We start from the raw sequence: 15,346 nt of genomic DNA, 5'->3' as shown, positions 1-15,346 counted from the left end.
CAGCAAATAGTCCGAGTAGAGGTCAAAAATAGGGGATATAAACTCCATGAGCGCTTTTTGTGGTGTTTTTGAGTAAATTTAGAAAGAGGTTGCTACAGATAGATCAACCATGCGTAACATCAGTTAAGTAACAAACGCATCAATCATGAGACCACCTGCTCACCCCACTGTCCGTAAGGCTTGCTTGCTGCTTATTTTCTGCACGATGCAAAACTGTTATCACTACCGAATAACAACGTCGGCCTTCGACCCCTCAACGGGCTACCAAAGGCGAACGGCTCACTCCTTCTTCTGGGGGCTGGTGCAGCAAAATGTGGTGGCCACAAACTGTGATTCGCTTAAACTTAAAAGCCTGGATGAAGTGCGGGTTACCAATAATTTCGGCTATTCATTCCTTACCGTGGCTACGCTGGGCATCTGGAGTCCGATTCGGATCGAGTGGAAATGTCCGAAACCATGTCCCCGCGAGGGCGAACTGTAACGGGAAACCAATCCACTGCGAATCGACCCATTTCCTACGCCCATAACCGGTTTTCTCTCCCATCTACCCATGATTATTCATCCTACCAACCAAAAAAAATGGTCGCCCCGGCACGAAACCTTTGTGCAGACCATTGCTAACTTTTACGACCTGGCCAATGACGATACGGGCAGCGTAGTGGATGACTACAACGCCACAACCCTGGGCATTCAGCAACTCCTTCGCGAAGCAATCCGGCAGAATCTGCGCCTGCGGGTAGTGGGTGGCGAATGGTCGTTTACTGGCATTACCGCCACCGACGGCATCATGCTGAATACCAAGCCGCTGAACATCACCCTGAAAATTACCCCTGGCAGTGTCCACTCCGCCTACGCCAAAACGGCCGGTGACCTGTACTTTTCGCAGTGTGGCGTGTCGGTTCAGGAATTAAGCGACCGGCTCCGTAAACGAAATCGTTCCCTGATGACATCGGGTGCCAGTAATGGACAAACCATCGCCGGTGCTTTATCGACGGGTACGCATGGCTCGGCTTTTAAAATTGGGGCTATCCCCGAATTCGTGGTAGGTATCCACCTCATCGTAAGCCCCACCCGGCACGTGTGGCTCGAACGGAAATCGTATCCGGTCGTTTCGGATGCCTTCCTCCAGATACTCGGTGCCGAACCCGTCCGCGATGATGAGCTGTTCAAGGCTGCGCTGGTGAGTTTTGGCAGCTTTGGCTTTATTCATGGGGTCATGCTCGAAACCGTTCCCCTTTTTCTCTACGAAACCTACCGGCGACGGATGCCTATCGATGCCGTGCTGGAGGCCAGCATGAAAACGCTCGATTTTACCGGTTTGCCGCTGCCGTACACCCACGAAGACCCGTATCATTTTCAGGTGGTCATCAATCCGTACGACCTCGACAATGGCGCTTACGTGACAACGATGTACAAGCGGCCCTACACGGATGCCTATACTCCTCCGTCTATTAGCCCGGCGGGTGTGGGGCCCGGCGATGACGCACCAACGTTTATCGGGGGGCTGACGCAGGTACTTCCGGGCATTGTTCCGCAGGTTGTCAATGCGCTGACCAAACAACAATACCCCACTTACGAAGCGGTTTGGGGGGTGCATGGCGAAATTTTCTCCAGTACTGATTTTCACGGCAAGGTACTGAGTGCGGCCGTGGCCGTTCCGGCCGATCGGGTACCGGAGGTTATCCCTTTATTACTGGCAATCAATGAAACGGATGGTCCATTTACGGGGCTGTTCGCTTTTCGGTACGTAAAAGGAACCGATGCTACGCTGGGGTTCACCCGATTCGCAAAGACCTGCGTGGTTGAGTTAGACGGTATTTTTTCGGACCGAACGATTCGGTATTGTAATGCTTTCTGGGATGCACTGGAAGCCGCCGATATTCCTTTTGCCTTCCATTGGGGTAAAATGCTCAATCTGACAAAATCCCGGCTGCGGCATATGTATTCGGATGCACGCGTAGACGCCTGGATAAAGGCCCGGAATACGCTGATACAGGACGAAAACGCGCTGAAACTATTTACGAACGATGTAATGAAACAGTGGGGACTGGATACGGTGCTGACTGCTGCCCCCGTGGCGTAAGCCTGTTTCGTGATTGGGTAGTTTATTGATAAACCCGTACGTAATCAACCTCCATGCGCTGGGGCCAGATGCTTTCGTCAACGCCTTTCTGGCCGCCCCAGCCGCCCCCCACCGCTACGTTCAGAATCAGAAAAAATGGCTGGTCGAATGGCCACTGGGCTTCGGTACTGCCCAGCACCGATTTTTGAACGGAGTAGTATTTCTGATCGTCGACGAAAAAATCAATCTGGCTGGCAGTCCACTCGATGGCGTACAGATGAAAATCGTTCGTAACGTTTTTTACGCTGATCTGGTCCCCTTTCTGGGTGCCCTTATTATGGTTATATGCCTCGCAGTGGATGGTGCCGTGAACGATTCCCTCATCGAAGCCAACGTGTTCCATAATGTCGAGTTCACCACAGCGGGGCCAGCCTGCGGAAGAGATATTTTTGCCCAGCATCCAGACGGCGGACCAGGTGCCCACGCCTTTTGGCAGTTTGGCCATAGCCTCAATCCGTCCGTATTTCCATTCGGCAATGCCCTTCGTCAGCAACCGGGCCGACGTGTAGTTACTGCCTTTGTAAGCTTCTTTTCGGGCTTCGATAATAAGCTTACCATTTTCGATTCGGGCGTTCTCGGTACGTTTGGCCGTATAATATTCCAGTTCATTATTGCCCCAGCCGTTACCACCCACATCGTAACCCCACTTTGTGGAATCGGGCAGACCGGGCTTGTCGAACTCATCGGCCCAGACGAGGGTACGTACTGCCGGGGTCATTGCCACGGGTGAGGTGGTACTGGCCGGAGCCGAAGTTGCTATCGGGGTTGCCGCGTCAGGCCCGTTGCAGGCCAGCATAAGGGTAATGAGGAGTGTATTCATAATCATTTTCATCAGCATGTTTCTATTCGCTAAATCATTCATTCGCTCATTGACCAGGAAATGCCCAGATCAGGAAATCAGGCATGATTTTGCTCCAGGTTTTCTGGTTGTGCTCGCCCCCCTCAATTTCTACGTATCGTATAGCCTGCTCCCGGTGGTAGCCTTTCTTTACTAACGCATCGATTAAATCGGTCGTGTCTTCGATCGCGTCAATAATGCCATTGTTGTTCCGGTCGCTGGTTTCGTCGTTTGTGCCCGTTTCAAACCAGAATTTCAGGGTCGGGCTGTACGGACCTTTCCGAACCAGGTCGTGCATAATCCGGTCGGTCTCATCGCGGTATCCAGCTTCGGTGCTTTTGCTCCGCCACCAGAACGAACCGGAAAACACCCCCGCTTTGGTAAACCGGTCGGGGTGGTGAAAGACGATGTCAAAAGCCGATAACCCACCCAGCGAAAACCCGGCAAATACGGATTGCGCCGGGTCGGTACTGACCCGGTAGTGTTTCCTGACGTAAGGCATTAGTTCCGTCAGCACAAAATCGGTGTACAAACCGGCCTTACTGCCCCGGTTCATGTAATCAGCCTGGGCACCCGTGCCATACTCCTGAATCCGGTCGCCGGCATGGATGGCTACCAGCACAAAGGGATGAATTGCCTGCTGCCGGTACAATGAATCCAGAACGGCTGTCATGCGCAGGCGGGTCAGGTCCTGCCCGTCATTCATATAAAGTATGGGATAAATGGCTCCGGATGTGGCATAACCCGGCGGTAGAATAATGTCCAGGTGAACAACCCGATTAAGCGGAACCGATTGCAGTGAATCGTCGCGTTGAATCTGGACGGAAGGTAGTTCAACGGGCACCACGGCTGGTAAAATGTCAGTCATAAACAGGAAAATTAACAAAAGGATATTATTCACCATCCACAAAGTAGGGACTTTTTCGATAAAGAGGGTACCTGTCGGACCAGTAGCACGATACTATAAATGTCGGTTTTTGTCGACAATCTATTGATTTTCAGTGTTTTGGTGGTTATGGTAGACTAAAAACAACAAACGACAAAAGACTTATTTTTTGTCGGTGCCAGCTATTTGGTCTAATTTCGACGCAAAATTCATCAACCAGACACAATCGTGCAGGAAGAGTATCGCCGATGGTATTCGCACCACCTTGGTCGCGACATGGACATGTTGGTTTACGGCAACTGGGGCTATCCCGTGGTAATGTTTCCTACCTCGATGGGGCATTATCATGAGTATAAGGACTTCGGCCTGACGGAAGCCGTCCGCTGGTTTGTGGAAACGGGCCGGATTAAATTGTACTGCATTTCCAGTATCGACCTGGATAGCTGGTACGGCAAGCACCTCCACCCCGGCACCCGCGTCTGGAACCACGTTCTGTACGACCGCTTTCTGCACGAAGAACTCGTTCCGGGCATTCAGCGCGAATGTAATGTGCAAAAAATAGGCATGTGCGGGGTTTCGTTTGGGGGGTATCATGCCCTAAACTTTTCGTTCAAGCATCCCGAACAGGTCGGGCATCTGATGTTGTTGAGCGGGGCGTATGACATCAAGCCCTTTCTAAACGGGTACTACGACGAGAATGTGTATTTCAATAATCCGCCCGACTACCTGCCCAACGCCCACAACGACGAGTTTCACCGCATGAATATTATACTGGGCACCACGGAATATGACATCTGTAAGGATGCCAACTACCAGATGTCGGCTCTGCTAAACAGAAAAGGCATCCGTCACCAGCTTGATGTGTCGCTCTGGGGCGTTCACGACTGGCCAATCTGGAAAGAGCAACTGCCGAGGTATTTTAGCCGGATTTAAGGTATGTAGGCTGATTAAGAACATCACCTCAAAACGTTGTTATACGAGTAGCTACTACTATAACGCATAAATATGAAAAAAATCGGTATTCTTTTCGGCCAGGAAAACACCTTCCCGCAGGCCTTCGTTGACCGGGTCAACGAAAAACAAAGTACGTTTCCCGCTGAATTTGTCAGCATTGACCAGGTTGAGCAGAGCGTTCCGACAGACTACGCCGTAATTATCGACCGCATCTCGCAGGATGTCCCCTTCTATAAGGCATTCCTCAAAAACGCAGCCCTGACCGGAACGGCGGTAGTGAACAACCCTTTCTGGTGGGCGGCTGATGAAAAGTTTTTCAATAATGCCCTCGCCGTTCAGTTAGGTGTTCCGGTGCCCAAAACGATTCTTTTGCCATCCAAACACCGGCCCGACGATACGAACCACAACTCGTTTCGTAACCTGAACAACATGGACTGGGACGGTATATTCAACCATATTGGCTTCCCGGCGTTCATGAAACCCCACGCCGGTGGTGGCTGGAAGAGCGTTTATAAAGTAGACAACCCTGATCAGATGTTTAGTGCCTACGACGAAACGGGGCAGTTGGTGATGCTTTATCAGGAAGCCATTGATTTTACGGACTATTTCCGGTGCTACTGTATTGGGGGCAACAACGTGCGCATCATGCCTTACGAACCGCGTAATCCGTTTCACCTGCGCTACGCAGCCGAAATGAAAACGACCGGCGATGCGGGCAAGAAGCTCATGGCTACCATGACCGACTATATCCTGAAACTGAATCAGGGTCTTGGTTATGACTTCAATACGGTTGAGTTTGCCGTGCGGGATGGTATCCCCATTGCCATCGACTTCTGTAACCCTGCCCCCGATGCTGACATTTATTCCGTAGGGCAGGCCAACTTCGATTGGGTGGTGGAAGCAGCCGCGACAATGGCTATCGACCGGGCTGAAAAAGCACAGGCTGGAAAAAATAATCTAACCTGGGGTACATTCGTGCGGGGGGGCGTAACCGGAAACCCGGTAGCACCCACGACCGCCGGAGCAAAAACCAGCGTTTCGACTGAGGTAATCAAAGAGCCGAAAGCCGGGAAAGCAAAAAAAGTAGCCGTGGATGAAGCTAAGCCGAAAAAGGGTAAGAAATAAGTAATCATATCATTTTACCACTGATTTGTTGTGCCGTGGCTAGTTCTTTCTTGCCACGGTACAGCTATTGCCGGACATTTTATAAATTGCATTTTCTTTATAAGGTCCACTGTAACTTACACGAATGCGTAAACGGATACTTTACCTTTTATCCAGTTGCTTATCTTTTTTTTTGCCAGGTTGTACTCCCGGTGATGTTGCCGCTTTACCCACCCTGCTCAGTGCTGGTCAACTTATTTTTTACCCGAATGCTACCCTGAAGAAAATAGTCAGTACGAATGATTCGCTGATTTATAAGCCAGCTGATTACGAGGTTAGTGTGCACCGGATTTCGTATCGAACTGTTCTTGCCGATGGTACACCCGTTACGGCTTCCGGTATCGTGTACGTTCCCAGTCAACTTGCAGCCGCAGAACGCCCTTATCCCTTGCTGAGTTACCAGCACCCAACGGCATTTTCCAGTGCCGAAGCCCCATCAGGGGCTACCTTTTCGTCACCAGCGCTTTCTTACCCTTTGTACTTTGCCACGAACGGTTATATCGTTGCCTGCCCCGACTACGTAGGATACGGTGCGTCTGAACAAATCCCGCATGAGTACGAGTACCACCAGGCACTGGCGCAGGCAACGGTGGATATGCTGCTGGCAACGAAGGAGTTTTTAGCTAAAAAGGGCATCGTATGGAGTGAGCAGGTATTTATGGCGGGCTATTCGGAAGGAGGCTATGCTACCTTATCGGCGCAGAAAATGCTGGAGGAAAAGTATGCCAGGCAGTTACATCTGGTGGGGTCAAGTTGCGGGGCCGGGCCTTACGCCATGTCCGATTTTTTCAGCTACCTCACCCAGAAAACGACGCAGGGTGGCGTTGCCAACTACATTTACGTTTGGGAAACGCTCTGTTATAACCAGATTTATGGGTTGCAAAAGCCCATTAGCTACTATTTCAAATCTCCCTACGCGGAGCAAATAAGTAAGTCGCTGAATAATACCCGCACGATGAACGTTAGTTTTGATAAAATCTGTACCGACCAGTTCCGGGCAGATGTCAAGGATCTATCCTCTCCTTTCCGGCAAGCCCTCAATGATAATGACCTGACGAATTGGACGACCCAAACGCCAACGCAGCTGATTCATAGTGAGCAGGATGAGATCATTCCGTTCCTGACCACGCAACAAACCTACAATGCCCTGCGGCAGCGTGGCTCATCCAGGCTTAGTCTGGTGGCGTTGAAGAATGGATTTCATTTGCCGACAGAAGTACTGTTTGCCACTCAGTCGTTGAAATGGTTTGCCCAGTTACGGAATTAGAGGATACTCTTCCCTTGATGTTTACTTTTTTTTCGGTCCTCTGACAACCTCTACAATGGTAGAGGATAGCTCCGCTTCAGGCCAGGAAGTAGGTACGGTGCTTTCGAGTACTTCCATCGATTCAGGTGCTCCGACGGGTCTGACAAAAGCCCTTACCTCAAAGACGAGACCATCACTTCCTTTGCTGGCAGAACCCACGTAGATTTCTCCCATCCAGGTGCCATCGCTTTTTACTTTAATGGGTGCCTGAAAATAGTATTCGTCCTTTTTCTGCGGTTTGACAACAACCCATACGGTATTGGCATTCAACACACTGCCCTCAATAAACGATTTACGGGTAACAAACTGTTTTTTTTGTGGCCGGCGTATAACTAACCCACTGGCGGGTGGGGTAGAGTATAGCTGATTGATTACCAGATAGCTGACAAGGCCCACTAACAGTATAATAACCGCGATACGTATTATGCTGCCGGTCTTCTTTGATGCTGTAGTCGTATTTACCTGCCCGGTTGCGGACGTGCCCTCTTCGACAACAATCTGCGAGGCACCTTCTGCGTAGGAGCGGCAGGTGTTCAGAATTTTTTTTCCAGGTACGTAATGCTCGTCACAAAAAATGGCGGCAAAGGTTTTTGTACTGGGAATATGGATGGTATTTTTTGCTCTGTCGAGTTTTCTGACCACATAAAATTCCTCTTCAAAAGAGGCACGCAGGGGTTCGTAGTTAACCCGATTTGTGTTGTACTCCAGGTTTGGGAATCGTTTTTCATCCTGCCGATGATAATCTCCGTATTTGTTTTTGATACCCTCACGCAGGGTTCTCATCTCTACGTCAATGGCGGGATTATCTGCTTTTTCCATAAGGTCGTATTTGCGTTATGCCAGTACCCTGGTTTCAAATTCGTAGAATTAACGAACTAGATACTACTCCGTTTGTGCCCCTCTGATTACCTCCACAATACCCGTAGCGAGTTCGGCCTGAGGCCACGAATGGAGTAAGTCGCCCTCTTTCAGTGTAGCAACAGGATTGACGAAGGCACGTACCTGAAACGCTACACCAACATTGGCCATATTGACACTACCGACATAGATGACACCCCGCCACGTGTGGTCATCGCCTACTTTCATGGGCGGCTGCACAAAGTATTGGTTCGACCCTTTGGGCCGGATAACAACCCACACGGTTTGGGCATTCAGCACAGTACCGACGGCCAGCAACTCCATTGGAACGACCCGTCCATTTGAAGGCCGGTTAAGGAGTAACCCGCTTGCTGGTGGTGCATTACCGAGCGCAGGTTTACTGATGATATAAACAAATAGTAGAGCCACGAGCACAATACCGGCCAGAAGTAGGCTTACCGTCTTTACGGGTACTGTTACTACCCGCGGGCTTGCAGTCAGCGTATCGACAATACCCGTCTCCGACGACAATTCATCTGCGTAAGCCTGGCAGGTATTCAGAATTTTTTTACCGGGTAAATAGTCCTCATCGCAAAAAAGCTGTGCCAGGGTATTCGTGCTGGGAATGTGAATGTCTCTGTCAGACGTATCGAATCCCCGAATCACGTAGAACTCTTCCCGGAATGATTCCGCCAGGGGTTCGTAGTTTGCCCGGTTGGTATTATACGCGAATATTGGAAAGCGGTCTCTATTCAGCAGATTATATGTCCTGTACTTTCTTTTGATACCCTCACGCAGAGCCTGTATCTCTTTTTGAGTGGATGAATTGTTGAATTTTTCCATGGTGATGGGAAAAGGAAACCAAACTGAAAGGAAAAGGAAAGGGAACGGAAAAGTAAAGGAAAAACCGATATATGTCAATCCTTGCAGAGTATATACTTTTGCGTAGTAACAAATAGGGCTTATTTCCTATTGAGACTACTAAGTATTACAGATTAAATATGGCGTGTGCTCCTGGATATGCCGACGATGTTACGTACATCTGGCAATAAAGGGGCAACTGCTTTCCGTTTCCATCCACCCATGAAGCCTGCTGTGCTGTCCGTCATCGTTGACCGACAGCACAGTGGATAGTTAAATGATAGCTGCGAAATCTGTCATAAGCTCATTTCACTCAATCATCACCCACCAACCAGCCGGGCAATGCCAAATGCAGCAGCCGCAGCTACGGCACCAATCAGCATTACTTTAAACGCCCCACTTATCGGAGGCTGACCAGTCACTTTACTTTTGAAATAGCCGAAAATAAAGAGGCAGATCAGGGTTATAACACAGGAGTAGCCCAGAGCCTGATGCGGGCTATTCATCAATAGATAAGGAATCAGCGGTACAAATCCACCCACCACATAGGAACCGCCAATGGTCAGGGCACTTTTGGTGGCGCGGTTCGGATCTGGCTCTTCCAGGTTCAGTTCGTACTTCATCATGAAGTCAATCCACTTGGTTTTGTCCGTAGCCAGTTCGTCAGCAATGGCAACCTGTAGCGCCGGACTCAGCCCCATATCAGCAAATACCTCCCGTACCTCTTCTTTTTCGCGCTCCGGTACGGTTTCTACTTCATTCGTTTCGCGTCGGCGTTCGGCTTCGTAATGGTCAGCTTCGGTGCGGCCCGCCAGGTAACCGCCCAACCCCATGGCAATAGATCCCGCCACAATTTCGGCAATGCCCGCCGTTACAATCAGCGACGAGTTAGCTACAGCCCCGCTCAGACCGGCTGCCAGGGCGAAAGGAACCGTTAGGCCATCGGACATGCCAATGACCACGTCGGTTATGAAATCTGAACTGCGCAGGTGTTCTTCCGGATGTGGAAGCATAGATGATGGGGTTATTGGTTAACGAAAAGGGAAAAGCCATGTACCGTTGAGCAAATCGAAACGATATTACTACGGAGAGACAAGACAGGAGTCATAATTGTTCAGGTACCTCCGGTTAAAGTAAGCAATTATTTCTTCCTGACTTTTTCGGAGCGGCTATATGTATCCTGGACCGGTATGCCGGGGCGACCCGGGATATATATAACACAGGGAGGGTGTTTTGCCAAATAATATTTGGCAAAACACCCTCCCTGTCGGCCGTTTATCACAAAATGAAGACTTTTAATAAGCACTTTCGTCTTTTTTGCCCATCTTCGTATTTTCCTTCGGTAACCAACCGATTATTCATCAGCAACTCATTCAAATTGACTACATGCAAAGACGCGATTTTATCCAGTTGTCGGGATTAGGCATTGGTAGCCTGCTTACGGCTGGAGTACCCATTGTAGGCTACTCGGCATCCCCCGAGTACCTGCGTGACCTGAGCACCGGGGAAATGGGCATAGACACCGCAGGAAAGAAACAACTGTCTGATGTGGCCCTCAATGCCGCTAAAAGTAAAGGAGCCACCTACGCCGATGTGCGCATTGGCCGCTATCTCAACCAGTTCATGTTTACCCGCGAAAAGCAGGTACAGAATATTGTCAACACCGAATCCTTTGGGGTAGGTGTACGGGTGATTGCCAACGGTACCTGGGGGTTTGCCGCTACCAGCGACGTTACCCCCGATGGCATTGCCAAGTGCGCCAATACGGCCGTAGCCATTGCTAAAGCCAACGCCAAACTACAGAAAGAACCAGTCCAGCTGGCTCCCCAAAAAGGGGTAGGGGAAGTAACCTGGAAAACGCCCATCAAAAAGAACGCTTTCGAAATTCCCGTTCAGGAGAAGATTGACTTGCTGATGAACGTCAACGGCGAAGCCATGAAAAATGGGGCCGCCTTCGTTACGTCCAACCTCTTCTTTGTGAACGAGCAAAAATATTTTGCCTCCACCGATGGCTCGTACATCGATCAGGACGTTCACCGCATCTGGCCCACGTTCACCATATCGGCCGTTGACCGGGCCAGCGGAAAATTCAAAACTCGCGATGCCCTCAGCTCACCGATGGGTATGGGCTACGAATACCTGGATGGTCTGAACACCGAAAAAATAAAAGCGCCCAACGGCCTGATTGGCTACCGGTACGCTTACGATATGGTGGAAGATGCCGCGCTGGGTGCCAAACAGGCGAAGGAAAAACTGACAGCGAAATCCGTGCAGCCCGGTAAGTACGATCTCGTACTCGACCCCAACCATCTCGGCCTGACCATCCACGAGTCGGTTGGTCACCCCACCGAACTGGACCGGGTGCTGGGCTACGAAGCCAACTACGCCGGGACTAGCTTTGCCACCCTAGACAAGTGGAAGTCGAAGAATTTCAACTACGGCAGTAAGCTGGTCAACATCATGGCCGACAAAACACAGGTGGGGTCACTGGGTGCCGTTGGATACGATGATGAAGGAGTTCCCTGCAAGCAATGGAATTTAATTAAGGATGGTATCCTGGTCAACTATCAGGCCATTCGCGATCAGGCGGCCATTCTGGGAGAAAAAGAATCGAACGGTTGCTGCTACGCCGATAACTGGGACTCTGTGCAGTTCCAGCGCATGCCCAATGTATCACTCCAGCCCGGCTCCGAAAAACGCTCCGTCTTTGACATGATCAAGGGTGTCGACAAAGGCATCTATATCATTGGGCGGGGTTCATACTCCATCGACCAGCAACGGTATAACTTCCAGTTTGGTGGTCAGTTGTTCTACGAAATCAAGAATGGCGAACTAGTCGGAATGCTCGACGACGTGGCTTATCAGTCCAATACGCAGGAATTCTGGAACTCCTGCTCCCAGCTTTGCGATCAGGATGACTACCGTACCTTCGGCAGTTTCTTCGATGGTAAAGGGCAGCCTTCTCAGGTCAGTGCCGTATCGCACGGTAGCGCTACTACGCGCTTCAATGGGGTTAATGTTATTAATACGGGACGGAAAATATAGTCACTGGCTGCGCGTCATTTTGTGGTCATTAATGGTCATCTATGGCTGAAAAAGCTATTCGTGACGATCAACGACCATAAAATGACATGTAGTGAATGACAATCAACAACTAAAAAATGGCCATTTTAACCAAAGAAGAAGCAAAAACAATCATTGATAAGGTACTCGCCTACTCGAAATCCGATGAGATGAGCGTCAATTTGGCGGGAGGGCGAACGGGCAACATCCGCTACGCCCGCAACGCCGTCTCGACCAGTGGGGAGAGCGTTAACCAGTCATTGAGTGTGACGTCCGTTTTCGGCAAACGGGCCGGTACCGCTACCATCAACGAGTTTGATGATGCGTCGCTGGAAAAGACCGTTCGCCGAGCCGAAGAAGTAGCCCGGCTGGCGCCCGAAAATCCGGAGTACATGCCCATGTTGGGGCCGCAGACGTATCTGAACACCGACCCCTACGCCGAAAGTACCGCCAAAATGGACCCGAACTACCGGGCACAGGCCACTTTTGACAGCCTTGACCCCTGCCGCAAAAAGAATCTGGTAGCGGCCGGGTATATGGAAGATACCGCCCGATTCAATGCCATCGGCAATACCAAAGGGTTGTCGGCCTATAACCGGGAAACATCAGTTGAGTTCTCCATCACCGTACGTACCGCCGATGGTCTGGGTTCTGGATATGGTACCAGCGACGTAACCGATGTATCGAAGCTTAGCACAAAGGCCGTGACCGAAGTAGCCATGGGAAAAGCACAGGCCTCGGCCAGCGCACGGGCACTAGAGCCGGGCAAATACACGGTTATCCTGGAACCAGCCGCCCTGGTCTCGAACGTCGATGCTTCGCTGATGGTGGCGTTGATTCGGTCGATGGATGCGCGGAATGCCGATGAAGGTCGCTCGTTCCTGAGTAAGAAAGGGGGCGGGACGCGGCTCGGCGAAAAACTCTTCGACGAGCGCGTAACCATTAACTCCGATCCCACCAATCCTGAAGTACCCAGTGGAGCCTTTAGCGGGGATGGCCGGCCGCAGGAAAAAATAACCTGGATAGAAAAGGGTGTGGTCAAAAATATGCCGTACTCCCGCTACTGGGCCGAGAAGAAAGGCGTAAAGGCAGTTCCTCCGGGCGGCAATTTCATTATGGAAGGCGGTACCCAGTCGCTGGCAGACATGATTAAAGGCACCGAGAAAGGTATCCTGGTTACCCGACTGTGGTACATTCGCCCCGTCGACCCGCAAACGTTGCTTTATACAGGCCTGACCCGCGATGGGACGTTCTACATCGAAAACGGACAGATTAAATTCCCGGTCAAAAACTTCCGCTTCAACGAAAGCCCGGTCATTATGCTCAATAACCTCGAAGCAATGGGTAAACCCGTCCGCATTGGCGGTAATCTGGTACCCCCCCTAAAAATCAGAGATTTTACCTTTACCAGTTTATCTGACGCGGTGTAATAGGTTGTCAATAGATTGTTATGCATCGTCATTGATTGTCGTTTAACTATGAATGACGATGCATGACAATCTATTGACAACCAAATGACTGCGAACCGACCAACAATTAATTAAACGAATATAACCTTGAATCGTCGCGATTTTAATCAACTATTGGGCATGGGAGCTGCCGGTATCATGATGCCCACCCTGCCTGCTTTTTCCCGCTCCGTTTCGGCCGAAGCCCTGCTGGAACCCGGCCTTGATGTAGCCGTTAAAAAACGCCTGGCCGATGCCGCGTTGAATGCAGCCAAGTCATTGGGAGCCACCTACGCCGATGTGCGCATTGGCCGCTATTTGAATCAGTTTGTGCTCACCCGCGAAAACAAAGTGCAGGGCATCATCAACGCTGAATCATTTGGGGTAGGCGTGCGGGTAATTGCCGATGGCTGCTGGGGGTTTGCGTCCGTAGGCGATGCCCGCAATGAAGCCGTGGTGGCGCAGGCGGCCAAAACCGCCGTCACCATTGCCAAAGCCAATGCCCGGTTACTGACCGAACCGGTGCAACTGGCTCCGCAGAAAGGCTTCGGCGAAGTAAGCTGGAAAGCCCCCATCAAGCGGAATGCGTTCGAGGTACCCATCAAGGAAAAGGTTGATCTGCTGCTGTCGGCCAACGCAGCCGCCATGCAGAACGGGGCTAATTTCGTCAACAACGTACTGTTCCAGATTAATGAGCAGAAGTATTTTGCCTCTACCGATGGCACTTACGCCGACCAGGATATTCACCGGATTGGACCAAACTTCACCGTAACAGCCGTTGACCCACAGAGCGGAAAGTTCTCCACCCGCAACTCATTGAGTTCGCCCATGGGTATGGGGTACGACTACCTGCAGGTTAATCCCGCCGACAAAGTAACCGGTGTTACAACCCGTTACAACAAGGGGTACGACATACTGGAAGATATTACATCTGCCGCCAAACAGGCCAAAGAGAAACTAACTGCGAAGTCGGTAGAAGCGGGGAAATACGACCTTGTTCTGGACCCCTCTCACCTGTGGCTTACCATCCACGAATCCGTTGGTCATCCTCTCGAACTGGACCGTGTCTTAGGCTACGAAGCCAACTACGCCGGTACCTCGTTCGCGACGCTGGACAAGTGGAAAACGAAAGATTTCAACTATGGCAGTAAAGAAGTAAATCTGGTGGCCGACAAAACGCAACTGTATTCGCTGGGCGCCGTCGGCTGGGATGATGAAGGCGTAAAAACTAAGAAGTGGGATCTGGTGCGGGATGGAACGCTGGTCAACTACCAGGCTATTCGGGATCAGGTTCATATCATCGGCGAAAAAGAATCGCAGGGCTGCTGCTACGCCGACAACTGGAGCTCGGTGCAGTTTCAGCGGATGGCCAACGTATCACTGGAAGCGGGTAAAACCCCGTTGTCGGTAGCCAACATGATCAAGGATGTCAAAAAAGGCATTTATATCATCGGGGATGGCTCGTTCTCTATCGATCAGCAGCGGTATAACTTCCAGTTTGGCGGTCAGTTATTCTACGAAATCAAAGATGGCCAGATTGTGGGTATGCTGAAAGATGTAGCCTATCAGGCCAACACCCGTGAATTCTGGAACTCCTGCGTGGCTGTTTGCGACGAGAGCGACTACCGGCTGGGGGGTGCCTTCAATGATGGTAAAGGGCAGCCGGCCCAATCGAGTGCAGTGTCGCACGGCAGCGCAACGGCCCGCTTCAACGGCGTGAACGTGATCAATACAGCCCGAAAAATTTAATCGTCACTGCATTGTCATTGGTAGTCATCAGCCTGTCATTTATTGTTCGTCAGAACCGCACCGATGACTAATAGTGACTGTCAATGACCATGAATGA

The 15,346-nt window shown here is 50.8% G+C and carries 13 protein-coding genes; 8 read left to right on the top strand and 5 right to left on the bottom strand.

Annotation, left to right across the window (positions count from 1 at the left end; genetic code table 11):
- Positions 1-205: 205 nt before the first annotated feature.
- A complete protein-coding gene (locus B157_RS0108060; protein WP_041951971.1) occupies positions 206-481 on the top strand; it encodes a Bor/Iss family lipoprotein in 276 nt (91 codons plus the stop codon).
- A gap of 69 nt (positions 482-550) precedes the next feature.
- Entirely contained in the window at positions 551-2,083 is a 1,533-nt protein-coding gene (locus tag B157_RS0108055) for an FAD-binding protein (protein WP_020602848.1), read from the top strand.
- A 22-nt stretch (positions 2,084-2,105) separates the two neighbouring features.
- Here the strand turns inward: B157_RS0108055 and B157_RS0108050 are convergent, their stop codons facing one another.
- Positions 2,106-2,960 (bottom strand): glycoside hydrolase family 16 protein, encoded by an 855-nt coding sequence (locus B157_RS0108050; RefSeq protein ID WP_020602847.1) that lies wholly within the window; start codon positions 2,958-2,960, stop codon positions 2,106-2,108.
- A gap of 28 nt (positions 2,961-2,988) precedes the next feature.
- Complete coding sequence (locus B157_RS0108045; protein WP_041951970.1) at positions 2,989-3,828, bottom strand: alpha/beta hydrolase; 840 nt, start codon at positions 3,826-3,828, stop codon at positions 2,989-2,991.
- 294 nt (positions 3,829-4,122) lie between these two features.
- On the opposite strand from B157_RS0108045, the gene B157_RS0108040 reads away from it, so the two are divergent.
- From B157_RS0108040 to B157_RS0108030, 3 genes are all read left to right on the top strand, one after another.
- Positions 4,123-4,779 carry an alpha/beta hydrolase-fold protein gene (locus B157_RS0108040; RefSeq protein WP_020602845.1) on the top strand — a complete coding sequence of 219 codons (657 nt, stop codon included), beginning with the start codon at positions 4,123-4,125 and terminating at the stop codon, positions 4,777-4,779.
- 72 nt (positions 4,780-4,851) lie between these two features.
- The gene (locus B157_RS0108035; RefSeq protein WP_020602844.1) at positions 4,852-5,925 is read left to right on the top strand and encodes an ATP-grasp domain-containing protein; all 1,074 of its coding nucleotides are present in this window, start codon (positions 4,852-4,854) and stop codon (positions 5,923-5,925) included.
- A gap of 124 nt (positions 5,926-6,049) precedes the next feature.
- Positions 6,050-7,231: an alpha/beta hydrolase family protein gene (locus tag B157_RS0108030; RefSeq protein WP_041951963.1), complete on the top strand. Its 1,182-nt coding sequence runs from the start codon at positions 6,050-6,052 to the stop codon at positions 7,229-7,231.
- A 21-nt stretch (positions 7,232-7,252) separates the two neighbouring features.
- Here B157_RS0108030 and B157_RS0108025 read toward each other — a convergent pair whose 3' ends face one another.
- From B157_RS0108025 to B157_RS0108015, 3 genes are all read right to left on the bottom strand, one after another.
- On the bottom strand, positions 7,253-8,089 hold the full coding sequence (locus tag B157_RS0108025) for a hypothetical protein (protein ID WP_020602842.1): 837 nt from the start codon (positions 8,087-8,089) through the stop codon (positions 7,253-7,255).
- A gap of 63 nt (positions 8,090-8,152) precedes the next feature.
- A complete protein-coding gene (locus B157_RS0108020; protein WP_020602841.1) occupies positions 8,153-8,971 on the bottom strand; it encodes a hypothetical protein in 819 nt (272 codons plus the stop codon).
- A 338-nt stretch (positions 8,972-9,309) separates the two neighbouring features.
- Complete coding sequence (locus B157_RS0108015; protein WP_020602840.1) at positions 9,310-10,002, bottom strand: VIT1/CCC1 transporter family protein; 693 nt, start codon at positions 10,000-10,002, stop codon at positions 9,310-9,312.
- Between the two features lie 373 nt (positions 10,003-10,375).
- On the opposite strand from B157_RS0108015, the gene B157_RS0108010 reads away from it, so the two are divergent.
- The 3 genes from B157_RS0108010 (at position 10,376) to B157_RS0108000 (ending at position 15,249) form a co-directional block, all read left to right on the top strand.
- Positions 10,376-12,034 (top strand): TldD/PmbA family protein, encoded by a 1,659-nt coding sequence (locus tag B157_RS0108010; protein ID WP_026308573.1) that lies wholly within the window; start codon positions 10,376-10,378, stop codon positions 12,032-12,034.
- Between the two features lie 116 nt (positions 12,035-12,150).
- Positions 12,151-13,482, top strand: coding sequence for a TldD/PmbA family protein (locus B157_RS0108005; protein ID WP_020602838.1), 1,332 nt, complete (start codon positions 12,151-12,153; stop codon positions 13,480-13,482).
- Between the two features lie 126 nt (positions 13,483-13,608).
- On the top strand, positions 13,609-15,249 hold the full coding sequence (locus B157_RS0108000; RefSeq protein WP_026308572.1) for a TldD/PmbA family protein: 1,641 nt from the start codon (positions 13,609-13,611) through the stop codon (positions 15,247-15,249).
- Positions 15,250-15,346 lie beyond the last annotated feature (97 nt).

This window comes from Spirosoma spitsbergense DSM 19989 (assembly GCF_000374085.1).
Taxonomy (GTDB): Bacteria; Bacteroidota; Bacteroidia; order Cytophagales; family Spirosomataceae; genus Spirosoma; species Spirosoma spitsbergense.
This window is presented reverse-complemented; position numbering and strand designations above follow the sequence as displayed.

Excerpts from the sequence above, each read along its gene's own strand:
- B157_RS0108060 (WP_041951971.1), top strand. The coding sequence starts at position 206 with ATGCAAAACTGTTATCACTACCGAATAACAACGTCGGCCTTCGACCCC.
- B157_RS0108055 (WP_020602848.1), top strand. The coding sequence starts at position 551 with ATGATTATTCATCCTACCAACCAAAAAAAATGGTCGCCCCGGCACGAA.
- B157_RS0108050 (WP_020602847.1), bottom strand. The coding sequence starts at position 2,960 with ATGCTGATGAAAATGATTATGAATACACTCCTCATTACCCTTATGCTG.
- B157_RS0108045 (WP_041951970.1), bottom strand. The coding sequence starts at position 3,828 with ATGACTGACATTTTACCAGCCGTGGTGCCCGTTGAACTACCTTCCGTC.
- B157_RS0108040 (WP_020602845.1), top strand. The coding sequence starts at position 4,123 with ATGGACATGTTGGTTTACGGCAACTGGGGCTATCCCGTGGTAATGTTT.
- B157_RS0108035 (WP_020602844.1), top strand. The coding sequence starts at position 4,852 with ATGAAAAAAATCGGTATTCTTTTCGGCCAGGAAAACACCTTCCCGCAG.
- B157_RS0108030 (WP_041951963.1), top strand. The coding sequence starts at position 6,050 with ATGCGTAAACGGATACTTTACCTTTTATCCAGTTGCTTATCTTTTTTT.
- B157_RS0108025 (WP_020602842.1), bottom strand. The coding sequence starts at position 8,089 with ATGGAAAAAGCAGATAATCCCGCCATTGACGTAGAGATGAGAACCCTG.
- B157_RS0108020 (WP_020602841.1), bottom strand. The coding sequence starts at position 8,971 with ATGGAAAAATTCAACAATTCATCCACTCAAAAAGAGATACAGGCTCTG.
- B157_RS0108015 (WP_020602840.1), bottom strand. The coding sequence starts at position 10,002 with ATGCTTCCACATCCGGAAGAACACCTGCGCAGTTCAGATTTCATAACC.
- B157_RS0108010 (WP_026308573.1), top strand. The coding sequence starts at position 10,376 with ATGCAAAGACGCGATTTTATCCAGTTGTCGGGATTAGGCATTGGTAGC.
- B157_RS0108005 (WP_020602838.1), top strand. The coding sequence starts at position 12,151 with ATGGCCATTTTAACCAAAGAAGAAGCAAAAACAATCATTGATAAGGTA.